The sequence below is a fragment of the Pseudomonas tremae genome, from assembly GCF_023278125.1.
In the GTDB taxonomy this organism is placed as follows: domain Bacteria; phylum Pseudomonadota; class Gammaproteobacteria; order Pseudomonadales; family Pseudomonadaceae; genus Aquipseudomonas; species Aquipseudomonas tremae.
This window is the reverse complement of record NZ_CP066270.1, coordinates 4,227,648-4,250,984: the sequence shown is the minus strand read 5'-3', so window position 1 is coordinate 4,250,984 and position 23,337 is coordinate 4,227,648. Positions and strand designations below refer to the sequence as shown.

Below are 23,337 nucleotides of genomic sequence, written 5' to 3'. Positions count from 1 at the left end.
TCGACAATGAAGCTTCGTCCTCTGCATGACCGCGTCGTAATCCGTCGCAGTGAAGAAGAAACGAAAACTGCCGGCGGTATCGTTCTGCCAGGTTCGGCTGCTGAAAAGCCTAACCGTGGCGAGATCGTTGCTGTAGGTACCGGCCGCGTGCTGGACAACGGTGACGTGCGTGCTCTAGCTGTAAAAGTGGGTGACAAGGTTGTGTTCGGCCCTTATTCCGGCAGCAACACAGTGAAAGTCGACGGCGAAGACCTGCTGGTGATGAGCGAGAACGAGATTCTTGCTGTTGTCGAAGGCTGAGTGCTTCCGCTGATTTCCGTTAATACCAAGTATTCAAGGAATAATGATCATGGCTGCTAAAGAAGTTAAGTTCGGCGATGCTGGCCGTAAAAAAATGCTCGCCGGTGTAAACGTCCTGGCTGACGCAGTAAAAGCGACCCTAGGCCCAAAAGGCCGCAACGTTATCATCGAAAAAAGCTTTGGCGCTCCGCTGATCACCAAAGACGGTGTATCGGTTGCCAAGGAAATCGAGCTGAAAGACCGTTTTGAAAACATGGGCGCGCAGCTGGTCAAAGACGTTGCCTCCCGTGCCAACGATGACGCAGGTGACGGCACTACCACCGCTACCGTGCTGGCTCAGGCTATCGTCAACGAGGGCCTGAAGGCCGTCGCTGCCGGCATGAACCCGATGGACCTCAAGCGCGGCATCGACAAGGCGACCATCGCCATCGTTGCTCAGCTGAAGCTGCTGTCCAAGCCTTGCACCGACACCAAGGCAATTGCCCAGGTCGGCACCATCTCGGCCAACTCCGATCACTCCATCGGCGACATCATTGCCGAAGCCATGGAAAAAGTGACCAAAGACGGTGTTATCACCGTTGAAGAAGGTTCGGGTCTGGACAACGAGCTGTCTGTTGTAGAAGGCATGCAGTTTGACCGTGGCTACCTGTCTCCGTACTTCATCAACAAGCCGGACACCATGGTGGCCGAGCTCGACAGCCCGCTGCTGCTGCTGGTCGACAAGAAGATCTCCAACATTCGCGAAATGCTGCCGGTTCTGGAAGCAGTCGCCAAGGCAGGTCGTCCTCTGCTGATCGTTGCCGAAGACGTTGAAGGCGAAGCGCTGGCAACTCTGGTTGTCAACAACATGCGCGGTATCGTGAAAGTTGCAGCCGTCAAGGCTCCAGGTTTCGGCGATCGTCGCAAGGCAATGCTGCAGGACATCGCTGTTCTGACTGGCGGTACCGTTATCTCCGAAGAGATCGGTCTGAGCCTGGAAACCACTACCCTGGAACACCTGGGTAATGCCAAGCGCGTCATTCTGAACAAAGAAAACACCACCATCATCGATGGTGCTGGCGTCAAGACCGACATCGACTCGCGCATCTCCCAGATCCGCCAGCAAATCGGCGACACCAGCTCGGACTACGACAAAGAGAAACTGCAAGAGCGTCTGGCCAAGCTGTCTGGCGGCGTTGCAGTGATCAAGGTCGGTGCCGGTTCCGAAGTTGAAATGAAAGAGAAGAAAGCCCGCGTTGAAGACGCCCTGCATGCTACCCGTGCAGCCGTTGAAGAAGGCGTGGTACCTGGCGGTGGCGTGGCACTGGTTCGCTCCCTGCAGGCTATCGAAGGTCTGAAAGGCGACAACGCCGATCAGGACGTCGGTATCGCTCTGCTGCGTCGTGCAGTCGAAGCTCCTCTGCGCCAGATCGTTGCCAACTCCGGTGACGAGCCAAGCGTTGTTGTCGACAAGGTCAAGCAGGGTTCGGGTAACTTCGGTTACAACGCTGCTTCCGGCGAATACGGCGACATGATCGAAATGGGTATCCTGGACCCGGCCAAAGTGACTCGCTCTGCTCTGCAGGCGGCGTCCTCCATCGCCAGCTTGATGATCACCACCGAAGCGATGATCGCTGACGTGCCTGAAGACAAGCCAGCAGGCGGCGGCATGCCGGACATGGGCGGCATGGGTGGTATGGGCGGCATGATGTAAGCCAGCTTTACCCCTTAAGCTACACCCATAAAAAACCCCGCCTGGTGCGGGGTTTTTTTATGGCCGGCGTTAGGGGAAGAATGGGCTAGCGTGTCGGCTGGGCATCGCTGGCAGCGTGCTTCGGCGCAGGTCGATACAACACGCAGTAATAAACCCCGAGACAGATCAGCCAGCAAAACACTGCAGTCCAGATGTTATGAGAGAAGAAGTGTGCCCCTTGCAGCATGCGACCGATGGAGAAGATCGTTCCCAGGCCGAATGCCAGCGCCAGCCCCACTTTTGCCAGCTTCGGGCGACGATCACGCAGCATGAAGAACAACGCAAACAGTGTGAAACCGGTAGCGGCATGTCCGCCGGGCCAGCAGCGCCCTGGCTTGTCAGTGGCTGGGCGCGGGCTCAGCAGTTCGCTGTAGGTTTCCTGGCCGCCGAATTCTTTGAGGCTCCAAGGGCATTGCACCGAAGTCACTACTTTTACCGGCGTCACAAAGGCAGTCGACAAGGCCATCGACAGCACCAGACAACCCAGCTCTCTGCGCCACGGTATCAAACGCTCGACCTTGAAGGATGCGGCAAAGCCGATCATGGCCAGCACCCCGAATACCATGACCATCTGTTTGGCGCGGTCGTGGAGCACGTCTTCCAGAAAGTAGCTGTGCCTGCCGATGAACTCGCCACTGACCGGATCGAAGGCCATCTTGGCGATATCCATATCCAGTGAGGTCAGTTCAAGCAGCACGAGTATCAAGGCAACAGCGGCAGGTATGCCGAGGTAGATCCATTTATTGATTGAGCGGGAGTAGGGTGGGGCGACGGTTTTCGACATATCGAATCCAGATCATGAGGGCAAATGCCGCTATCAGTATGGGCGACGGTTTGTCTGAAAGTGTGTCATGAGCGTTGTTGATTTCGGGTGAAAAAATCGTCATGCCATTTCGGCGCTGGCCCTGACGCCCACTTCGTCTTAAGCTGCGCCAGCCCAAACTGCATATGAGAGTGCTTTATGCGAATTCTTCTGGTTGAAGACAACCGCGATATCCTGGCGAACATGGCCGATTACCTGGGCATGAAAGGCTACACCGTCGATTGCGCCCAGGATGGCCTCTCAGGACTGCATCTGGCAGCCACCGAGCATTACGACCTTATTGTTCTCGACATCATGCTGCCGGGCATTGATGGCTACACGCTGTGCAAGCGCCTGCGTGAAGATGCCCGCCGTGATACGCCGGTCATCATGCTGACTGCGCGAGATCAGCTGGATGACAGGCTGCAGGGCTTCCGCTCAGGCGCCGACGACTATCTGCTCAAGCCTTTCGCCTTGTCCGAACTGGCTGCGCGGATCGAAGCCGTACTGCGCCGCGCACAGGGCGGCGGTCGACGTACATTGCAGGTGGCGGATCTGGTGTACGACCTCGACACCCTTGAGGTAACGCGCGAAGGCCGAATGCTCAAGCTCAACCCGGTCGGGCTCAAGCTGCTTGCCGTGCTGATGCAGAAGAGCCCGCACGTACTGCGCCGGGAAATACTCGAAGAAGCGCTGTGGGGCGATGACTGTCCGGACAGCGACAGTCTGCGCAGCCATGTGCATCAGTTGCGTCAGGTGATCGACAAACCGTTCGCCAAACCGCTGCTGCAAACGGTGCATGGTGTGGGATATCGGTTGGCCGAGGGCCGGGATGGAGTTTAAGCAGAGTCTTGCCCAACGAATCATCATTGCCTTTGCGCTGATGAGCGCACTGGTCGCCGGGTCGTTTGCCATCGGTATCATTTCCACCGTCCATCTGGTTGAAGAGAAGCTCATCTCCGCCGGCCTGGGTGGCGATCTCAATCGTCTGATGCTGATGGACAGCGTCAGTGACTGGAGTCACCGGCCCAAGCCCGACCAGTTGTTCTACTTCAGCAATGGCCCGGGCGATTTTGATCTGCCCAAGGATCTGCGGCACCTGGAGCCGGGCTTTCATGAGGTGTTTCGCGGCCCGCTGTCCTACCACGCGATGATCGAGGTTGTGGATGGCCGGCATTACGCCTTGCTTCAGGATCAGAGCGATTTCGAGGAGCGTGAACGAGTGCTGTTTGCTGTGGTGCTCGTCGGTTTTGTGCTGGCGCTGGCGCTGGCAGTGTTTCTCGGCTGGGTGCTGGCCCGTCGCGTAATGGCGCCAGTAGTGCGTCTGGCCAGGCAGGTTCGCCACCGTGACCAGTTGTTGGGCCTTGCGCCGCCGCTGGCGCCTGATTATGCCGCTGATGAAGTGGGCGAGCTGGCCGTCGCGTTCGATGCGACGTTGGGGCGTCTGAGGCAGGCGCTGATCCGTGAGCGTATGTTCACCAGCGACGTGAGTCATGAGCTGCGCACCCCGTTGATGGTGTTGGCCAGCTCCTGCGAGTTGTTGCTGGAAAACCCGGCGCTTGATCTGCGTGGACGTCGCCAGGTAGAGCGAATCGGTCGCGCCTGTGAAGAAATGCGCGATCTGGTGCAGACGTTCCTCATGCTTGCGCGCACCCAGCGTGAAGATCCGGCCATGACGCCCAAGGCCACGCTGGTGGGTGTGGCCGAGCAGTTGATTTCGCAATGGCGTGAGCCGATAGAAAGCAAAGGCCTGCAGCTGACCTACACGCCGCCGTCGGACGACCAACTGTCCGATATCCGTTACAACGCCACATTTTTGCATGCGGTGATGGGCAATTTGCTGCGCAACGCGTTGCACTACACCGATCATGGTTTCATCGCACTGACCCTGCAGGCCGAGAGCTTCACCGTCGAGGACAGCGGCGTCGGCATTCCCGAAGAAAAGCGCGAGGCCATGTTCGAGCCTTTTGTTCGGGGCAATGAGCAGCGCGGCGAAGGTCTGGGCCTGGGGCTGTCGCTGGTCCAGCGTATATGTACCAATCAGGGCTGGAGCGTCGATCTTACGCCGATGGAGCCACACGGTTGCCGTTTCAAGGTAACGCTGAACGTGATCAATGTCTGACTGACACTTTAAATAGAAAGTGGCTGCGTGTGACCGTAAATCGACTGCGTTTCGTCGATTGGTCACACAGCATGCCTAACTCTCTGTAAAATCTCGCAACAACTGACTTCCCCAGGTAACATTTTTTTCACATTGAGATGACCTGACAGTGACGGCTGGTTCTTTAGTTTTGCCGACACACCTGTCAGGAGATGCTCAACGTGAGCGAACGCATAGAACTCGAGTTTTCCCGCAAGTACGACAAATCGCATGCCCGTCAGTACCTTGAAAAACATCAGGACGGGCTATGGCGCAAGCTGTCACATCACCGTGACGAACAGTTGGCCAGAAAGGCTTTGCGTCTGGCCGGTGATCCGGGCCTGGTGCTGGACCTGCCGTGTGGTGCAGGGCGCTTCTGGCCGCTGCTGGCGGAGAAACCCAATCGTTCGATCATCGGTGCCGATAACTCGGCGGACATGCTGGGCGTCGCCTGTGCTTCTCAACCGGCCGATGTTGTAAAAAGGGTACAACCCTTGCAGACATCTGCGTTTGATATCAAGTTGCCTGATAACGCAGTAGACAGCATCTTCTGTATGCGTCTGTTGCACCATGTCGGGCAGTCAAGCGACCGCATGGCCTTATTGCGGGAGTTTCAACGTGTTACCCGTGACAGTGTGATTATTTCACTGTGGGTGGATGGCAACTTCAAAGCCTGGAAACGCGAGCGACTGGAGAAACAGCGTCGGCAGAAAAATGGGCAGGAAAGTTACCAGAATCGTTTCGTGTTACCGGTAGATACCGCAGAAACCGAATTTGAACAGGCAGGGTTTCGCATTCAGAAGAGAATGGACTTCCTGCCGATGTACGCCATGTGGCGTGTCTATGTCTTACGTAAAAGGTAAAAAGATGGGTTTGCAGTCCTTGAAAAAGCCAGTTGTGAACTCGATGCAGGATGAGTTCAGTCATTTCTGGAGTCAGCGTGGCGAATGGGTTGAAGAGCCTAACGTGCGCAGGGGCGGAGAGAGTGGTGTACAACGGCTTCTCACGGACGACGGGCAGACCCTTTATGCCAAACGTCAGACAGGGCATATCTATCGCAGCCTGCTGCACCCGCTCGGCCGTCCGACGGTTCTGCGTGAGCGTGAAGCCCTCGAAGGTCTGCGCAAGCTGGGTGTAGTCGTACCGGAAGTGGTGTTTTGCGGTGCAACGCGCGACGCAGACAACGCCTGGCGGGCATTGCTGGTGACCGTTGCGCTAGAGGGTTTTGGCGAGATTGAGAAGTGGCTCGCTGCTGGAGGCCGCGAGCGGCATGGTGAGCTGTTTTATGAGCGTATGCTCAAGGAAGTGGCCAATACCCTGGCGCGCATGCACCTGGGCCGTTGGCAACACAGCTGCCTGTACATCAAGCACATCTTTGTACGTGTCACAGGGGATGGCCCTGACGCGGAGGTGGAAGTGGCCTTGCTTGATCTGGAAAAAGGACGTCGCCGTCTGACGGCTCATGGCGCTGCCCAGCACGACATGAAGCAGCTGAGACGCCATTCGTCATTCAGCACTGCAGACTGGCAAAAGTTGGTCTATTTTTACCAGTCAGCATTTGGCAGCTCCATCAAAGGTTTAGAGTCATGAAACTAGAAATGGCACGAGGTTTGTTTCTGTTTGGTGCGTTGGCGGTAGCGACTGTCGCGGTAGCGGCGCTCGAGCAACCGTCTACCCGCATTCTAAGCGCACAGCATGGCGAGGGTTTTTGCCCTCTGCCGCGTGTGGCGAGGAATCTGGCGAACGTACAGCCCGACAAGGACCTGCTGCTGTTCATGTACAGTCTGGCGCAGGGTTCGGTCAGCAGAAACTGAGCGGTGCAGACGGGCTCGCAGGCCGTTAGAGCTGCAGCCAGTTAGAGCCTCAGGCCAAATGAAGATGGTTGTCCCACAGCCCCGCTGGCAGGTCCAGCGGCGTGGCCAGCAGTTGCTGTTTACGGCAATCGTAGAAGCGGCAACGCCCCTGACCAGAGGTCACGACGAAACCATCCTTTACCGCTCCCACGCCTGCGCAGTCCGGTAGCGGCGCGTCCAGCTTCAGTGCGCCACTGTCCATATCCCAGATGAAGAACCGGTTGCCTCGTGGTGCCGTAAGGGCGACCAGCCGCAGTTCGCTGTGCACGGCAACGCTGGCGGTGTAATGAGCCATAGCGCGCAATTGCTCTTCTGCCACCGGAAACGCCTGAAACGGCTGGCCCGGACGCTTGATCGCCAACAGCTCTGCCAATTCGTGACTTTCGCCCATGAACTGTTGGCTCGCCAGGATGGTGCCATCGTCGGCAATGCTCATGTGGCGCACGCTGTTCATTTGCTGAGAAAGCGTTTCCTTGCTCAATAGAGTGCCGTCGCGCTGCATGAGCACCAGGCTGGGCTGCATGGCGTTCAGATTCATCTCGACCCGGCTTTCTGCCTCGGTACGAATCCCGCCATTGGCGACGACCAGTGTTTCGCCGTCGGGCATCCAGGAAACCTGATGAGGTCCGATGCCGTGGGTGGATATTTCAGCTGAATGCACCAGCCGGTCATTGACGAATCGATACACGCCCAGCAACCCGCGACCGGGGTCACGGGTGTCGTTTTCAGTTGCATACAACCATTCGCCGTCTCGATGTATCACCGCGTGACCATAAAAATGCCGGTCCGGCCGGGAGACGATGGTTTGCAGCAGGCTGCCGTCGCGCACGTCGATCAGGTAGCTTTCGGTGCCCGGCCTGCGCGCAATGAAAACAGCGAACGGCAGGCTTGGATGGTCAATGATGTCGTGACAGCGTTGGCCCACTTCAGTGGCAAACACCTGGGTCCCGTCAAGCCGGAAACCGACTGCGTAGTGCCGGCCTTCGTCGTCGTCGCGTGCGGAAAGCAGCAGCGGGCCTGTGGTTTTCTCCCCGGACAGCGTCCAGCCACCCAGGGTGCAGGCGCTGAGCAGCAGGCTGCCGAGGGCCTTGGCCTGACGTCGCAGCATCATTCGCACCTCTTGATCATGATCAATCGCCATCGTTGGCGTTGAAGCCCAACTGGATGCCCAACGCCTTGGCCAGTTCACCTTCATGCAGGCGATGCACTGCATTCAGGCTGTCATAGAAGGCATTGAGTTGCTGGCGTCCGGCGTCGGTGGCCAGCAGATCCGCCAGCGGCGGCTTGAGTTCCGAGAGCAGTTTGCGGCTATTGGCGTAGGCCGCGTCGATTTTGTCTGCCAGCGGTTTCTGTTCGGCAGGCAGCAAACCGCGCAGCCCTTTATTGTCGACGCCGGTCCAGACTGTTTCGGCGCTGATCAGGCTGGCCTCGAGGCTGCCGAGTGACGATTTGCTGCGCCATGAGTCAGCCTGGAAGGGCTGCGGCTGACCTTTGCTCTGGCGGCCGAGCGGCGTGCCCAGTTTTTTCTTCAGGCTGTCCAGCGCCGTGACCTGCACCCGTAACAACTCGGCAATGGCCTCGTGAGAGTCGGCGTAGCGCTGGTTGGGGAATTTGCTCAGCTGCGCGAGCATGCCGTCGGTGCTGTTCCAGCTGTTGAGGATTTGTTCGGCAAGTTGCTTCTGACGCTCACCGATGGCCATCAGCAGCGGGCAATAGCGAGCTTTCTGTTCGGCATTGGCCATGTCGATTTCAGCATCGAACAGAATGTATTCGTAAGCGGAGAGCCCTTGAACCACAACGCTGGCTTTGGACAGCTCTTCGACGGTGACCTGTTGTTGTGCGCTCACCAGTTGTTCGACCTGACGGCCGACCAGGTTCTTTTTATCCGGCCAGAACTGCACTTGCCAGGCGCGATTGCCTTCGGCCAACGGGCCGATCAACAGCGGTTGCAGCTCGGCCCAGGTCTTTTGCGCCTTGAGGAAGTCGGCGCGCGCAGTGGCCAGATCGGTCTTGCCCTGACAGAACGCCAGTGCGCTGGCGGCCAGCTGTCGGTCAGCCTCGACCCAGCGACTGTAAGTCGGCAGGATCACTTGCTTGGCGATAGCCGCAGACGTGACGGCCTGAGGGTCGGAAGGCGAGCAGGCGCCCAACGCAAGCGCCGCGAGGCTGGTCAGCAACAACTTGGGTCGGAACATTGTCCGGCTCCTTATTTTCGAAAAGAAGATGTTGAACGAGAAGGTTCTGCAATGGGAGCAATCATAACGAATTCAGAAACGCCAACAGCGCTGTACGCTGTTCGGCGTCATACGCCAGCACCTTCCGTTGTGACGCCTGGGCTTCGCCGCCATGCCACAGTATCGCCTCAAGTGCATTGCGCGCGCGACCATCATGCAGCAACTGTGTGTGCCCGCTCACTGTTGCGGTCAGACCCAGGCCCCAGAGCGGTGGCGTCCGCCATTCGCTTCCGGTGGCCTGGAACTCGGTGCGGTTGTCCGCCAGCCCTTCGCCCATATCATGCAGCAGCAGATCGCTGTACGGATGAATCACCTGATTGGCCAGTTCCGGCTCGGCTGCGTCGCTTCGGGTCTTGAATGACGTTGTATGGCACTGCTGGCAGCCGGCCTCGTAAAACAGGTTCTTGCCGGCCAGCACCTGAGGGTCATCCACTTTGCGGCGTGCCGGAACGCCGAGGTTTCGGGTATAGAACTCCACCAGTCGCAGAATGTTGTCGCTGACTTCCGGCTCGCCCTCGGGGCCCTTGCCGCTGGGCGCTGCCAGGCAATCGGTCTGCTTCGGCGTGCAATCGTCGAACGGGCGCAGACGAGTGGTAAGACCCATGTCGCCGGAAAAGGCATGCGCGTTCTGCTGGTTCAGAGTGGGCTGTCCCGCTTTCCAGCCAAACTTCCCCATGACGACTTTCTGCTGGACATCATCCCAGACCCAGTTGGGGCGTCCGGAAATCCCGTCGGCATTTTTATCATCGGGGTCGGCGTTGGCGAGCAGTGCGTCATCGGCAATCGCCTCAAGCAGTCCCAGACCGATCATGGGCGGTGCAATACGCGCAGAGATGTGTGTGTCTGGGTGCATCGGGCCATAGCCCAATTGCGTGATTTGCAGGGTCGGCTGGCGCAGCTCGACCGAGGTGCCGTCGCGAAACATGACCGTGAGCGCGTCGTATTCGACACGTACCTTGCCTTCTGGCGCCACGCCGGGGTTGGACATGTCCTGGAGCTGTCCGCCGTAGGTCGGCTCGGGCAATACACCGTTGCGCCGGATCAGGTCGGCGTAAGCCGGGTCGTCCGGAATCGATAATCTGACCAGCATCGACACCGCGTTGCTGTCGCCATCTTCCGGCGGGTGCCCGCGACCGTCCTTGATATGGCAGTTCTGACAGGCGTTGGTGTTGAACAGCGGACCCAGGCCGTCGCGCGCCGTCGTTGTGGACGGGGCGATGACCCACGGGCTGCGGAAAAAGCTGTTACCGACGCTGAAATCCAGCCGTCGCACGGGGGACAGGTTGGCTGAGGGCATGGAGAAAGCGTTTTGATCGCGCTTCCCGACCGTTGCGCTGCCACCGGACAACGCTTCGCCCGGCTCGGCGTGAGTAAAGCGCGGGGCGTCATCGCACGCGCTCAGGGCCAAGGCCGTGAGCAAAGCAAGGGAAAGACGAAACCGCGTACTCATACTCATCCTGCAACGAGGTGCCAATCGGGGCGTGCAAGCTTATCAGTCTGGTGCGGTTTGAATAAGAGGGATTATCGTTTGCTACGTATGAGAGGCTTAGACGCATCACGCATCACGCATCACGCCGACAGCCCCTGACCGACAAATGCCCGCAGAGAACCCAGACAGATGAAAAACACGCACAGCTCTGATTACGTGACAACCACCGAGGCGCTGGAAGCGTTGTACGGCCCAATCGCAGCGCCGTCGCTGGTCAAGGAGGTCGATCATATTCATCTGGTCTACAGGCCCTTCATCGAGTCTGCCCCCTTCGTTGTGCTTGCGTCCTCCGGCCCTGGCGGGCTTGATGCTTCACCGCGCGGCGATCAGGCCGGCTTCATCCATATCGAGGACAGCAAGACGCTTTACCTGCCTGACCGGCGCGGCAATAACCGCATCGACACGCTTCGCAACATCGTTGACAACCCCCGCGTAGCCCTCTTGTTTCTCATCCCGGGCGTGGGTGAAACCTTGCGCATTAATGGCACGGCGCAGATATCGATACAGCCCGATTTGCTGGCGCGTTTTGAGATGAAAGGCCAGTTGCCCAGATCAGTTTTGCGTATCACCGTAACCAGCGTGTATTTCCAGTGCAGCCGGGCAGTTATCAGGGCTGGCTTGTGGGACGTCGCCCGGCAGGTGGAGCGCAGTTCGTTGCCCACCGCAGGGCAGATACTGAAAGAGGTATCGGCGTCGCAAATCGATGGCGAAGCCTATGACAAAGCCTTGCCGGGCCGCATCGCCGATACCCTGTATTGACGTAGAACGGTGCGGTTCCTGTACCCAAAAAGAATGCCGGTCAGCGAACTGCCCGGCATTTTTTTACAGCAAGCGGGTTCTGTCAGAACTCGTGGTCAGCGTTGTCCGGGCTCAGGTCGGTGATGCCCAGTTTGCCAGCCGCTTGCTCGATGGCGCCGGTCTGTTTGACCAACGCAGCGATGGCGTCACGAACGACCTGATTGCCAGCGGTATTGCCTGCGGCGATCAACTGGTCGAAGTGTTCGCCCTTGTTGGCGTGGTCGACGATAGCCTGCAGCTTGGCCTGTGTGTCGTCCAGATCGGCGCGCAGCGTTGCGTCGGTGGCCGGGTCTACCTTGGCGACCAGCGACGAAAGGCTTGGGCCGCTGACCTTGCTGCCATCGGTACGGGTGTATTCGCCCAGATAAACGTTGCGAATACCCTTGCCGTTGTAGAAGTGCGAGTTGTGCGTGTTGTCGCTGAAGCAGTCGTGTTCGTCTTCACTGGAGTTGGCTTCCAGTGCGACTTTCATGCGCTCGCCAGCCAGTTCTCCCAGCGAAAGGCTGCCCATGCCGAAGAGCATTTTGCGCAAGCCGCTTTCGCCTGGCTCGGCTTCCAGTGACGCGCGGTAGTTGTCGGCGACGCCCGCTCGCCAGTTGCCCGACATCTCTTCGAGGTCGCTGACCAGCAGGTCGGTGACCGCTTTGAGGTAGGCACGACGACGCTCGTTGTGACCGCCGGTTGCGCCTGCCCCTTCAATGTAATCGCTGGCTGGACGGTTGCCTGCACCCGGGCCGGTGCCATTCAGGTCCTGGCCCCAGAGCAGGAATTCGATGGCGTGGTAGCCCGTTGCAACGTTGGCTTCGGAACCGCCCAGCTCGTTCAGGCTGGCCAGTTTCTCGGGCGTGATTTCCTTCACGTCGACCTTGTCTTCGCCCACCTGAATTTCGGTATTGGCGATGATGTTGGCAGTAGCGCCCGGGTTGCCCAGCGCGTGCTGGTAATCCTTGGCTACGTAGTCGATCAGGCCTTCGTCGAGGGGCCAGGCGTTAACCTGTCCTTCCCAGTCGTCGATGATGGTGTTGCCGAAGCGGAAGACTTCACTCTGCATGTACGGCACGCGTGCTGCGACCCACGCATCCCGGGCAGCTTTCAGGGTTTCGTTGTTGGGCTTGGCCAGAAACGCGTCGACAGCCGTGCTCAGTTTTTTGGCACCGGCCTCGGCGTCGTCGAATACCGCAGACACCATGTTGGCATAATTCGCGACCACGGCTTTGGCTGCCGCGTCGTCGGTCTGGGCGGCAGGCGCGGGCGCGGCAACGGGTGCAGCAGGAGCGGCAGGAGCGGCAGCTGGAGCAGCGGGTGCTGCCGGAGCCGGAGCGGCAGCCTTGTCCTTGCCTTCGCCACAACCGGCGAGAGAGATAGCGATGGCCAACAGACTAGCGGTTGCCAGAGGCATACGAATCATGACGGAATCCTGAGTCGAAAAAGGTGATGGCGGGGTACGCCCATAAAATCTGCGACATAATGCGAAGGATTTGCATTCGATGTAAAGGCAAAACGCCTTTGTGGCCGTGTTCAGGCCATCAAACGGTTGTAACAGCCAGTGTCAGAAGCGGCGGCAGTCTGCTTGAAGCCAAGTCACGTTCACTCAGTGCAACGCAGCGCTGCCCTGTCGACCCTGCTTCAGGTAGGCCAGCAATTCCCGAGCGGGCAGCGGCTTGCTGTACAGGTAGCCTTGGCCTTCATGGCAGCCTTCGGTCACCACGTAGGCCTCCTGCTCGACAGTCTCCACGCCTTCGGCAATGACTTGCATGCCCAGGCTTTTACCCAACTGGATGATTGCACGCACAATGGTCGCGTCATCGTCGTCGTCAATGAGGTCCTGAACGAAGCTCTTGTCGATCTTGATCTTGTCCAGTGGCAGGCTTTTCAGGTAACTCAGTGATGAGTAACCGGTGCCGAAATCATCGATGGCAATCAGCGCGCCAGAGCGCCGCAGGCTGAGGAGGTGCTGGGCGGCCGTGGTGATGTCTTCCATCAGGCCGGTTTCTGTGACTTCCAGTTCCAGGCTGCGAGGCGGCAGACGATAGATCTGCAAGAGGTTGTTGACCACGCGTGGCAGCTCGGCATGGTGCAGTTGCACAGTCGACAGGTTGACCGCCATGCGCAGATCGGTAAAGCCTTGATCGAGCCACTCGCGCAACTGGCGACACGCTTGATCGAGCACCCATTCACCAAGAACGATGATGGTGCCGTTCTGTTCGGCCAGAGGAATGAATACGTCTGGCGGCACCAGACCGTGCTCGGGATGTTGCCAGCGGATCAGCGCCTCCACGCCGACCACGCGGTGATCGACATAGCTGATCTGCGGCTGATAGACCAGATAAAGCTGATTGCGTGGCAGGGCTTCGCGCAGGTCTTTTTCGAGTTCACGTCGACGGCGCATTTCACTGTCCACGCTGGCAATGTAGAACTGATACCGATTGCGCGAACGGGCCTTGGCCAGGGTCATGGTCTGTTCGGCTTTCTGCAGCAACTTCTCGGTGCTGTCGCCGTCTTCGGGGAAGAGGGTAATGCCGATGGTCGCTCGAAGCTGGATCTGCTGATCACCCACCACAAAAGGTGCTTCCAGCTCGTCCAGAATGTTCTGCGCCAGCTCTGCCGCTTCATAGGGTTGCTCGATGTTGGCCTGAACCAGCGCAAACTGATCGCCCCCCAGTCGCGCCAGTGCGCCGAGGCGTCCGCTGTGAGCGCGCAGCCGGTCTGCCAGGGCCAGCAATAACTGGTCACCCGACTGATAGCTGAACTGTTCGTTGATGCCTTTGAAGTCGTCCAGGCCCACGCAGAGAATCGCGACCCGATGTTGCTGACGCCCGGCGTCCTCCAGAATCCTGTCCAGCCCGGTCTGCAACTGAAGCCGATTGGGCAGGCCGGTCAGGAAGTCGTATTGCGCCATGCGCTGCAGGTTGTTCTCCGCCTCGTGACGCAGGTAGGTATGGCGCTCGATGGAGGCCAGCAACTGATTGGCGGTGTTGACCCATATCCCCAATTCGTTTTTTTCGTGGCCCTTGAGCGGCGGCAATTGATGCTCGCTGGGCCGGTCCGGATTGATGGCGATCAGGTGCTCGATGATTTTCGACAGCGGCTTGGTCAGCAACCAGTGATAGACCAAGTACAGAACCAAGCCCATCGCCAGGGCGCGCAGCACGCCAGCGATGAAGATAACCCCGGCATTGAACAGAAAACCTTCGCCATAGTTGGCGGTGTCCAGGGTGATACGCAGGTCGCCGTAATACTCGCTGTAAGGGCTGCGGCCCACCAGTTGTGTGGTGAAGCTGCGTTCCTGACCGAGGATCAGGTCGGTCAGCCAGCGGGTTGAAGAGGCTTTCAGGGGACGGTCTTTTTCTGCGAGAAGGGTTTCGTTGGGATGGCCGATAGACGCCATGCGCACCGAGTCATCCTGAAACAGGCCCTCTATGACCTGCATGCCCATCTCGCGATCGAGGCTGTAGACGGCCTGAGTCGAAGGATCGCGGAACATGCCGAGAATGCGTTCGGCATCGTTGGCGACAGTCTGTCGAGTCTTGTACGCATCGAAAACGATTTGCGCACAGCTCAACACGACGCCCACCAGAAGTGCTGAAAGCAGCACGACGCGCAGCAGCTTCACCGACAGGCTGTTCTTGAGTTCCAGCTTCAATGGCCGTTCCTTAGTTCGTGTCGGAGGGCGAATAACTTCACGGCCCTCGAAAAACCAGGTGCACCCGCAATGACAACTTAAAGGTGCATCTGGTCGATCTTCGCGTTCCCTGCACCCACCGGCCAAAGCCAACCCAGCGTATCGGGAGGCAGTAAGCGTAACTTGAGCAGAACACTGTAAAGAATTACATCGTGGTACAAATCAGTCCGGATTTTTCCGACAATACACAAAGTCCGTGCGGCAGGCGAAAAAAACATTCGTCATTTGTGTGACCGACAAGTCTATCTCTGACGCTCAATGCAAGTTCATCGTTCCGGCGGTATTAATCTCCGAATGCGGAACATAAAAAAACCCGGCACCGGGCCGGGTTTTTTGTGACGCTGGAATCAGGCGGCGTATTGCTGGGCCACGAAGTCCCAGTTTACGAGGTTCCAGAACGCTTCTACATACTTTGGACGCAGGTTGCGGTAGTCGATGTAGTAAGCGTGTTCCCAGACATCGCAGGTCAGCAACGGCTTGTCGCCGCTGGTGATCGGGTTGCCTGCACCGATAGTGCTGGCCAGTGCCAGGCTGCCGTCAGCTTTCTTCACCAGCCAGCCCCAGCCGGAGCCGAAGGTGCCGATGGAGGTCTTGCTGAACTCTTCCTTGAACTTCTCGAACGAGCCGAATGCAGTGTTGATTGCATCAGCCAGCGCGCCGGTAGGCTCGCCGCCGGCGTTTGGCGCCAGGCAGTTCCAGTAGAACGTGTGGTTCCAGACCTGAGCGGCGTTGTTGAAGATACCGCCCGAAGAAGTCTTGATGATCTCTTCCAGGGTCTTGCCTTCGAACTCGGTGCCTGGCACCAGGTTGTTCAGGTTCACGACGTAGGTGTTGTGGTGCTTGTCGTGGTGATATTCCAGAGTCTCCGCAGAAATGTGCGGCACCAGAGCGTCTTTGGCGTAGGGCAGTGGTGGCAATTCAAAAGCCATGGTTTATCTCCTTTACAGGTCAATTGCGGTAATCGCACGGCCGATCACGGGCGGCCAGTTACAGCGTGCACCGGGAGTTTTACTCTTTTGCGGCGCAGACCCCGGATCATAGCACCGGGTCTGCGGCTTAACCACGCAACAACTGTGTGGGATAGAGGTTCCAGCTTTTGCCTTAATGGACATGAAAGCTTCAGGCCGAACCGATCAACTGCCACGCCACGCTGAACATCATCACTGCAATCATTGCGTCCAGCAGGCGCCATGTAGCGGGGCGTGCCAGCCAGGGCGCGAGCCACGCCGCGCCTGCGGCAAGGGCTGAAAACCATAGCAGCGAGGCGCTGGCGGCACCGGCCACGTAGGCGCCGGGCACACTTTGTTGCGCTCCGAGCGAGCCAATCAGCAACACGGTGTCCAGATAAACATGCGGGTTCAGGAGTGTGACGGCCAGAGCGCTCAACAGCACCGTGCGCAGCGATCTGACGCCCACCGCGGCGCCCTGTTCAAGGCTCTGTCGAGAGCAGGCTCGACGCAGCGCCAGCGCGCCATACCAACTGAGGAAAATCACACCGCCCCAGCGCGCCACGCCCAGCAAGGTCGGGTTAGCTGCCAGCACACTGGCCAGGCCGAATACCCCGGCAGCGACCAGTATCACGTCGCAGACAATGCACAGCAGGGCAACGGGAGCGGCGTGTTCACGACGCAAGCCTTGAGCCAGGACGAATGCGTTTTGCGAACCGATGGCCATGATCAGCCCTGCCGCTATCAGCAGGCCGTTGAGGTAGCTTTGCCACATGGAAAATGTCCCGTCGAGCTGATTAAGGTGGCGATTCTGTTGTGTTGAGCGGTATAAGGAAAACCAATAATACTGATCGCCCATTAGGAAAAGTGATGTTCGATTACAAGTTGTTGGCAGCGCTTGCGGCGGTTATCGAACAGGCTGGCTTCGAGCGTGCTGCTCAGGTGCTTGGCCTGTCCCAGTCGGCGGTTTCACAGCGCATCAAACTGCTCGAAGCGCGCGTTGGTCAGCCGGTGCTGGTGCGCGCGACGCCTCCCGCCCCGACCGACATCGGACGACGTCTGCTCAATCATGTGCAACAGGTACGTCTGCTGGAGCGTGACTTGCTCAGCCAGGTGCCGTCGCTGGATGAGGAGGGCATGCCCGAGCGCTTGCGAATCGCCTTGAATGCAGACAGTCTCGCGACTTGGTGGGCATCGGCAGTGGGCGCGTTCTGCGCGCAACATCGGCTGTTGCTCGATCTGGTCGTCGAAGATCAGGACGTCGGGCTCAAACGTATGCGGGCTGGCGACGTTGCGGCCTGCCTGTGTGGCAGCGAACGCCCTGTGGCCGGAGCGCGCAGCCTGTTGCTGGGTGCAATGCGTTATCGCGCGCTGGCCAGCCCGGCATTTATCGAGCGGCATTTCCCGGACGGTGTCAGCGCTGAAAAACTGTCCAGATCGGCAGCGCTGGTGTACGGACCGGACGATTTGCTGCAGCATCGCTACCTGGCACTGCTGGGGGTGCAGGACGGTTTCGAACACCACCTGTGCCCGTCATCCGAAGGTTTCATCCGTATGATCGAGGCCGGTATGGGGTGGGGGCTGGCGCCCGAGCTGCAGGTGCGCGAGCAATTGCGTAACGGCACGTTGCGTGAGCTGCTTCCCGAGCGCTACATCGATGTGCCGTTGTACTGGCATCATTGGCGCAACGGCGGTCAGTTGCTCACGCGTCTCACCGAACACCTTGCGCAACACTCGGCGCGCTGGCTGGTGCCGCTTGGCGAAGAATGATCGTCAGTACGATCATGTGTAATTCATGCAGACAGGCTGTTGCCTTTCTGCAGACCCCTTAATGGAGCGGTAAATGAAGATTCTGGTCACCGGCGCAAGCGGCTTCATCGGGGGACGCTTCGCGCGTTTCGCTCTGGAGCAGGGCATGAGCGTGCGGATCAATGGCCGTCGTGCCGAAGGTGTCGAGCATCTGGTCAGGCGTGGCGCCGAATTCGTTCAGGGCGACCTCGCCGATCCTTATCTTGTCCGTGCATTGTGCGACGACGTTGAGGCAGTGGTGCATTGCGCAGGTGCCGTCGGTGTATGGGGGCGTCGTCAGGATTTCTTGCAGGGTAACGTGCAACTGACCGAGAACATCGTCGAAGCCTGCCTGAAACAAAGAGTAAGAAGGCTGGTCCATCTGTCATCGCCATCAATCTATTTTGATGGGCGCTCCCGGCGTGACATCAAGGAAGAACAGGTCCCCAAGCGTTTTCACAACCATTACGCGGCGACCAAATACCTAGCGGAACAGAAGGTGTTCGGCGCCGAGGAGTTCGGGCTGGAAGTTATTGCCTTGCGGCCGCGCTTTGTCACCGGTGCAGGCGACAACAGCATTTTCCCGCGCCTGCTGCACATGCAGCGCAAGAAACGATTGTCGATTGTCGGCAACGGCCTGAACGTAGTGGATTTCACCAGCATGCAAAACCTCAACGAAGCCCTGTTGAGCAGCTTGCTGGCGACCGGAGCGGCATTGGGCAAGGCCTACAACATCAGCAATGGCACGCCGGTACCGCTGTGGGACGCGATCAACTACGTGATGCGGCAAATGCACTTGCCTCAGGTTACCCGTTATCGTTCATACGGCCTGGCCTACAGCGCGGCGGCGATTAACGAAGGTGCCTGTATGCTCTGGCCGGGCAGACCTGAACCTACCCTGTCGAGGCTGGGGATGCAGGTCATGAACAAGGATTTTACGCTTGATATCAGCCGCGCCAGGCATTATCTGGACTATCAGCCTCAGGTCAGTCTATGGACGGCGCTGGATGAGTTCTGTGGCTGGTGGCAGGCACAGCACGCAATCTGAATGCGGTAGTGGCACAGTGAGATTGAACAGGCGCTGTTGTTATACTGCCCGACTTTGGTTTAACAGCTTCCTGAAGGGTTATTCATGCGCAACGATCCATACGATGACGTCGATGACGTTCCCAGCCTTAGCGCCAAGGACGACGATGATGACTTCGAGCCTGGCAATGGCGCGCGCGCGCGCACCACGGTCTATTCGCGCACCACGCCTGTGGTCAAGGTAAAGGGGCCGAGTACCGGCCCGTTGTGGGCATTGGTCGGCGCGCTGTTCATTGCTTTTTGCGGTCTGGGCTGGTGGAGTTTTCAGCAGGTTTCCCTGATGGAGCAGCAACTGGTCGCCACCCAGGAGAGCTTTGCACGCATCAGCGAAGAAGCTGCCGGACGCTTGCAGGATATTTCCGGCAAGGTGGTCGCGAACGAAGCGCTGTCCAGTGACGGAGAAGCGCTCAAACAGCGTATCAAGCTGTTGGAAGCGCAGCTGGAAGATCAGGACAAGCAGCGTGAGGGCGTCGAGGGCCAGCAGGGCAGTCTCGACAAGCGTCTGGAACAGATGGCTGCGCAAACCGCTCAGCAGCAGACCGAAAGCGCACAGCTGCAAGAGCAACTGAAAGCCGTCGTGGCTGAACTGGCAACCCTGAAGTCGTCTTTGCCTGACCTGAAAACGGCACAGTCCGAGCAGGGCAAGCTGGACACGCAAATCAAAAGCCTGGCGGCTGATGTGGCGACACTGAAGAAACAGGGCGATCCGTCGGCCGCCATTGCGCGGGTCGAGCAGGACCTGATGGTGCTCAAAAGCGAGCAGGAGAATCGTCCGGCACCGTCAGCAGGAACCAACACCGCTGAGTTCGATGCGTTTCGTGCTCAGGTAACCCGCAACATAAATACCCTTACCAGCCAGATTCAGAACCTGTCTCAGCAGCTCAACTCACGCCGTTGATGCCGTGCATTGCCTGTCGCGATTTGTCGCGGCAGGCAAGTGCAACCGCCGCGATTTTTCTCCTCGTTAAATAGTTATGTGCTTGCCGGTTAGAGGAGGGCTTACGCTTGCCTGGCTGTTAACTAAATGGATACTCAGGAATGAATGGAATCATTGATATGGATACCGATACCGCACAACAAACGACCGAACAGGTACACAGTCCTGCTGAAGACATGGGCAAGTGGGCAGACGAACCTGCCATGATGAGCTCACCTCCCGAGGGGGATGCGCCTGCCAGCCCGGACTTCACGCCTATCCAGCACGCACCTCAGGTAAGGGTCAAGCCACCTGTGAAACCTCAGGTCAAGGTGGTTAGCCCGCTGAAGCCACCCGTGACACCGCCTGTGAAGCCACCGGCCAAGGTGGTTGAGCCGCTGAAGCCACCCGTGAAGCCGCCTGTGAAACCTCGGGTCAAGGTAGTGGATCCGCAGAAGCCACATGTGAAACCACCGGTAACACCAAGCGTAAAACCCTCTACCAACCCAAAGGTTGTGCAGACAACGCCGCCGGTCCCTGAAGCGCCTTCGCGTCTGGACAAGCTACTGGCAGTCGTCAATACCGTCACTGGTGTTTTACAACTGGTCCACCCGCTCAATAGCGTTTTCAACCCTGATGGTACGGTCAGTCACCCTGACGGAAGTGTTGCCGCTGCAGATGGCGAGTCCGTGACTCGTCCCGACGGCACCACGCAGCATCTGGATGGCACCACCGTCCATGCAGATGGTTCGATCGAGCACCCCGATGGTGCGGTTCTGCACAAGGACGGCACTTGGGTCATGGCTGATGGCTCGGTCAACTACCCGGACGGGCGCTGGAAGTTGCCGGATGGCACCATCACTGATGCCGAAGGCAATGTGTTAGGAATAGTCGCGACCTAGATTGCGTTTGAAGCGCAATAAATTCAGACGAAAAAACCCTGGCTCTTGCGAGTCAGGGTTTTTGCTGTTGCAGCGTCGGGTTACAGGCGCGGGTAGTCGATGTAGCCGACCGGCCCCTTGGCGTAGAAGGTGTCAGGGTGCGGTTCGTTCAGCGGCGCATCGCTGGCCAGACGCTCTGGCAGGTCCGGGTTGGCAATGTAAGGCACGCCGAACGCTATGGCATCGGCCTTGCCTTCTGCCAGCCACGCATTGGCAGTGTTCTTGGTGAATTTCTCGTTGGCGATATACACACCGCCAAAGGCTTCTTTCAACTGCGGGCCAAGGCTGTCTTCAGCATCATGCTCACGGGCGCAGATGAACGCGATACCGCGCTTGCCGAGCTCTTTGGCCACGTAGCCAAAAGTTTCGGCACGGCTTTCATCGCTCATGTCATGCATGTCGGCGCGAGGCGAGAGATGCACGCCGACGCGACCTGCGCCCCAGACTTCAATGACTGCATCAGTCACTTCCAGCAGCAGACGAGCGCGATTCTCCACCGAGCCGCCGTACTGATCTGTGCGCTGATTGGACCCCGTCAGCAGGAACTGCTCAAGCAGGTAGCCGTTGGCACCGTGGACCTCGACACCATCGAAACCCGCCGCTTTGGCGTTTTCCGCACCGATGCGATAGGCCTCGACGATGTCGCCGATTTCCGCCAGCTCCAGTGCGCGCGGTACCGGCAGCGGAGTGATAGGGCGCATCAGGCTTACATGGCCTTCGGCAGCAATGGCACTTGGCGCAACCGGAGTTTCGCCATTCAGGTACGAAGGGTGGGAAATGCGGCCTACGTGCCACAGCTGCAAGACGATGCGGCCGCCAGCGTTGTGTACGGCTTTGGTGATGTTGCTCCAGCCGCGAACCTGATCGCTGGACCAGATGCCGGGGGTGTCCGGGTAACCCACGCCCATCGGCGTTACCGAGGTGGCTTCAGTCAGGATCAGGCCTGCCGAAGCGCGCTGCACGTAATACTCGGACATCATTGCATTGGGCACGCGGCCTTCGTCGGCGCGGCAGCGTGTCAGGGGCGCCATGATGATGCGGTTGGGCAGTTGCAGATCGCCAATGGTGATCGGGTCAAAGATAGTCGTCATGTATCGAGTCCTCGGGATTGATCAGTGGGTAGCGTGGGCCAGATCCGGATTGCCGGTCTGACGAAATGTAATCAGGGTTATAAGCAGCGCGAGCACCGCCAGGACGGCTGCCGCCAGAGGCACGCTGGTCAGGCCCAGGCCGTGGGCGATAACACTGCCGCCGACCCAGGCGCCGAGCGCGTTGCCGACGTTGAAGGCGCCGATGTTCAGGGTGGAAACCAGATTGGGCGCGGCCTTGCCGAAGGTCACCACGTTGATCTGCAGGGCCGGTACGGCGGCAAAGGCCGCAACCGCCCAGAGGAACAGGGTGATTTCAGTCGGTATCAGCGCGATGCTGGTCCAGCTCAGGGCGGTGGAAATCACGGCCATCGAAGCGAACACCCCGATCAGCGTCGACGAAAGACGACGATCAGCCATTTTGCCGCCGATCACATTGCCTGCCGTCAGGCCAAGACCGATCAACAGCAAGGTCCAGGTCACGCCATTGGGTGACACGCCGGTCACTTCGCCGAGCAGCGGTGCGATGTAAGTGAACAGCGTGAACATGGAGGCTGAAAACAACGCGGTCATGGTCAGCGACAGCCAGATGCCGGCACCTCGCAAGGCGCCCAGTTCGGCACGCATGTCGAGTTTTTCTTCGTTGCGATTGGTCGGCAGAAAGCGGATCAGGCCAATCAGTGCAATGATCCCGATGACAGTCACGGCCCAGAAGGTCGAGCGCCAGCCTGCGTATTGACCCAGCGCGGTGCCCAGTGGGACACCCAGCACGTTGGCGAGGGTAAGGCCGGTGAACATCAAGGCTACCGCCGAGGCACGCCGATTGGCGGGCACCAGTCCTGCGGCGACCACCGAGCCGATACCGAAGAATGCGCCGTGGCAAAGCGCCGTGACCACGCGGGCAAACATCAGCACGTTGTAATCACTGGCCAGCGCACAGAGCAGGTTGCCGATGATGAAAATCCCCATCAGCGTAACCAGCGCTGCCTTGCGCGGCAGTTTTGCTGTGGCCATTGCCATGAACGGCGCGCCGACTGCCACGCCCAGCGCATAGCCGGTCACCAGCCAGCCTGCTCCGGGAATGGACACACCCAGGTCGGCGGCAACGTCGGGCAAAAGGCCCATGATGACGAATTCAGTGGTGCCGATGGCGAAGGCGCTCAGGGCCAGAATGAGTAGCGAAAGGGGCACAAGGCATCTCCTGGAAAAAGGTGGAAAAAATCAGGTCGGGTTGTTCAGCTCGTGAACCAGCGCCTCAACGAAGGCCTGGATCACCTCTTCGTTACGACGGAAGAAGTGCCACTGGCCGACCTTTTTGCTGCTGATCAGCCCGGCGCGTTGCAGCGTTGCAAGGTGGGCCGACACCGTTGACTGGGACAAACCTGCACGTTGATCGATCTGCCCGGCGCAGACGCCGTGTTCGATCGAATATTCCTGCGCAGGAAAACTCGCGCGCGGGTCCTTCAGCCAGGTCAGGATTTCTCGGCGGACCGGGTGGGCCAGGGCTTTTATTATGTCGTCGAGGTCGATCTGCATGTCGT

The 23,337-nt window shown here is 58.8% G+C and carries 23 protein-coding genes; 12 read left to right on the top strand and 11 right to left on the bottom strand.

From position 1 onward, the window contains the following. Window positions 1-6: 6 nt before the first annotated feature. Entirely contained in the window at window positions 7-300 is a 294-nt protein-coding gene (locus I9H09_RS19200; protein ID WP_024670865.1) for a co-chaperone GroES, read from the top strand. A gap of 49 nt (window positions 301-349) precedes the next feature. Next, window positions 350-1,993 carry a chaperonin GroEL gene (gene groL / locus I9H09_RS19195; protein WP_007248922.1) on the top strand — a complete coding sequence of 548 codons (1,644 nt, stop codon included), beginning with the start codon at window positions 350-352 and terminating at the stop codon, window positions 1,991-1,993. Window positions 1,994-2,078: 85 nt separating this feature from the next. On the opposite strand, the gene I9H09_RS19190 is transcribed toward groL, so the two are convergent. Further along, a complete protein-coding gene (locus tag I9H09_RS19190) occupies window positions 2,079-2,816 on the bottom strand; it encodes a phosphatase PAP2 family protein (RefSeq protein WP_024691529.1) in 738 nt (245 codons plus the stop codon). A 177-nt stretch (window positions 2,817-2,993) separates the two neighbouring features. Here I9H09_RS19190 and colR point away from each other — a divergent pair, with 177 nt between their 5' ends. The 5 genes from colR to I9H09_RS19165 all read left to right on the top strand — a co-directional run bounded on the left by colR (window position 2,994) and on the right by I9H09_RS19165 (window position 6,788). Next, window positions 2,994-3,677 (top strand): two-component system response regulator ColR, encoded by a 684-nt coding sequence (colR, locus tag I9H09_RS19185; RefSeq protein WP_005890808.1) that lies wholly within the window; start codon window positions 2,994-2,996, stop codon window positions 3,675-3,677. Continuing rightward, window positions 3,667-4,956 carry a sensor histidine kinase gene (locus tag I9H09_RS19180; RefSeq protein ID WP_055003849.1) on the top strand — a complete coding sequence of 430 codons (1,290 nt, stop codon included), beginning with the start codon at window positions 3,667-3,669 and terminating at the stop codon, window positions 4,954-4,956. The genes colR and I9H09_RS19180 overlap by 11 nt, the downstream gene beginning before the upstream one ends. A gap of 200 nt (window positions 4,957-5,156) precedes the next feature. Beyond that, window positions 5,157-5,837: a class I SAM-dependent methyltransferase gene (locus I9H09_RS19175; protein WP_005890800.1), complete on the top strand. Its 681-nt coding sequence runs from the start codon at window positions 5,157-5,159 to the stop codon at window positions 5,835-5,837. 4 nt (window positions 5,838-5,841) lie between these two features. Next, on the top strand, window positions 5,842-6,564 hold the full coding sequence (locus I9H09_RS19170) for a lipopolysaccharide kinase InaA family protein (protein WP_024670862.1): 723 nt from the start codon (window positions 5,842-5,844) through the stop codon (window positions 6,562-6,564). Beyond that, the gene (locus I9H09_RS19165) at window positions 6,561-6,788 is read left to right on the top strand and encodes a hypothetical protein (RefSeq protein WP_005890795.1); all 228 of its coding nucleotides are present in this window, start codon (window positions 6,561-6,563) and stop codon (window positions 6,786-6,788) included. The genes I9H09_RS19170 and I9H09_RS19165 overlap by 4 nt, the downstream gene beginning before the upstream one ends. Before the next feature lie 49 nt (window positions 6,789-6,837). On the opposite strand, the gene I9H09_RS19160 is transcribed toward I9H09_RS19165, so the two are convergent. From I9H09_RS19160 to I9H09_RS19150, 3 genes are all read right to left on the bottom strand, one after another. Continuing rightward, entirely contained in the window at window positions 6,838-7,935 is a 1,098-nt protein-coding gene (locus I9H09_RS19160) for a DUF1513 domain-containing protein (protein WP_122323358.1), read from the bottom strand. Between the two features lie 22 nt (window positions 7,936-7,957). Continuing rightward, a complete protein-coding gene (locus tag I9H09_RS19155; RefSeq protein ID WP_055003498.1) occupies window positions 7,958-9,022 on the bottom strand; it encodes an imelysin family protein in 1,065 nt (354 codons plus the stop codon). 61 nt (window positions 9,023-9,083) lie between these two features. After that, entirely contained in the window at window positions 9,084-10,511 is a 1,428-nt protein-coding gene (locus I9H09_RS19150) for a di-heme oxidoreductase family protein (protein WP_122311445.1), read from the bottom strand. A gap of 168 nt (window positions 10,512-10,679) precedes the next feature. Here I9H09_RS19150 and I9H09_RS19145 point away from each other — a divergent pair, with 168 nt between their 5' ends. Then, window positions 10,680-11,309: a pyridoxamine 5'-phosphate oxidase family protein gene (locus tag I9H09_RS19145; protein ID WP_122311446.1), complete on the top strand. Its 630-nt coding sequence runs from the start codon at window positions 10,680-10,682 to the stop codon at window positions 11,307-11,309. An 82-nt stretch (window positions 11,310-11,391) separates the two neighbouring features. Here the strand turns inward: I9H09_RS19145 and I9H09_RS19140 are convergent, their stop codons facing one another. The 4 genes from I9H09_RS19140 to I9H09_RS19125 form a co-directional block, all read right to left on the bottom strand. Then, window positions 11,392-12,756 (bottom strand): imelysin family protein, encoded by a 1,365-nt coding sequence (locus I9H09_RS19140; RefSeq protein ID WP_122323330.1) that lies wholly within the window; start codon window positions 12,754-12,756, stop codon window positions 11,392-11,394. 183 nt (window positions 12,757-12,939) lie between these two features. Continuing rightward, window positions 12,940-14,991: a putative bifunctional diguanylate cyclase/phosphodiesterase gene (locus I9H09_RS19135; RefSeq protein ID WP_122347910.1), complete on the bottom strand. Its 2,052-nt coding sequence runs from the start codon at window positions 14,989-14,991 to the stop codon at window positions 12,940-12,942. 386 nt (window positions 14,992-15,377) lie between these two features. Continuing rightward, a complete protein-coding gene (locus I9H09_RS19130) occupies window positions 15,378-15,959 on the bottom strand; it encodes a superoxide dismutase (RefSeq protein WP_005890774.1) in 582 nt (193 codons plus the stop codon). Between the two features lie 190 nt (window positions 15,960-16,149). Continuing rightward, window positions 16,150-16,752 carry a LysE/ArgO family amino acid transporter gene (locus I9H09_RS19125; protein WP_122323329.1) on the bottom strand — a complete coding sequence of 201 codons (603 nt, stop codon included), beginning with the start codon at window positions 16,750-16,752 and terminating at the stop codon, window positions 16,150-16,152. A gap of 95 nt (window positions 16,753-16,847) precedes the next feature. On the opposite strand from I9H09_RS19125, the gene I9H09_RS19120 reads away from it, so the two are divergent. The 4 genes from I9H09_RS19120 to I9H09_RS19105 all read left to right on the top strand — a co-directional run bounded on the left by I9H09_RS19120 (window position 16,848) and on the right by I9H09_RS19105 (window position 20,669). Further along, on the top strand, window positions 16,848-17,747 hold the full coding sequence (locus tag I9H09_RS19120) for a LysR family transcriptional regulator ArgP (protein WP_122323328.1): 900 nt from the start codon (window positions 16,848-16,850) through the stop codon (window positions 17,745-17,747). Window positions 17,748-17,820: 73 nt separating this feature from the next. Continuing rightward, window positions 17,821-18,813 (top strand): NAD-dependent epimerase/dehydratase family protein, encoded by a 993-nt coding sequence (locus I9H09_RS19115; RefSeq protein ID WP_005890766.1) that lies wholly within the window; start codon window positions 17,821-17,823, stop codon window positions 18,811-18,813. A gap of 84 nt (window positions 18,814-18,897) precedes the next feature. Beyond that, window positions 18,898-19,749 carry an ATPase gene (locus I9H09_RS19110; protein ID WP_122347909.1) on the top strand — a complete coding sequence of 284 codons (852 nt, stop codon included), beginning with the start codon at window positions 18,898-18,900 and terminating at the stop codon, window positions 19,747-19,749. 140 nt (window positions 19,750-19,889) lie between these two features. Next, entirely contained in the window at window positions 19,890-20,669 is a 780-nt protein-coding gene (locus I9H09_RS19105; RefSeq protein WP_080268226.1) for a hypothetical protein, read from the top strand. A gap of 80 nt (window positions 20,670-20,749) precedes the next feature. Here the strand turns inward: I9H09_RS19105 and I9H09_RS19100 are convergent, their stop codons facing one another. From I9H09_RS19100 to I9H09_RS19090, 3 genes are read right to left on the bottom strand one after another with little or no spacing between them, the layout of a single operon-like run. Beyond that, window positions 20,750-21,799 (bottom strand): alkene reductase, encoded by a 1,050-nt coding sequence (locus tag I9H09_RS19100; RefSeq protein WP_122347908.1) that lies wholly within the window; start codon window positions 21,797-21,799, stop codon window positions 20,750-20,752. A 21-nt stretch (window positions 21,800-21,820) separates the two neighbouring features. Further along, window positions 21,821-22,987 carry an MFS transporter gene (locus I9H09_RS19095; RefSeq protein WP_024691522.1) on the bottom strand — a complete coding sequence of 389 codons (1,167 nt, stop codon included), beginning with the start codon at window positions 22,985-22,987 and terminating at the stop codon, window positions 21,821-21,823. A gap of 30 nt (window positions 22,988-23,017) precedes the next feature. Further along, on the bottom strand, window positions 23,018-23,332 hold the full coding sequence (locus I9H09_RS19090) for an ArsR/SmtB family transcription factor (protein ID WP_005889094.1): 315 nt from the start codon (window positions 23,330-23,332) through the stop codon (window positions 23,018-23,020). Window positions 23,333-23,337: the final 5 nt, after the last annotated feature.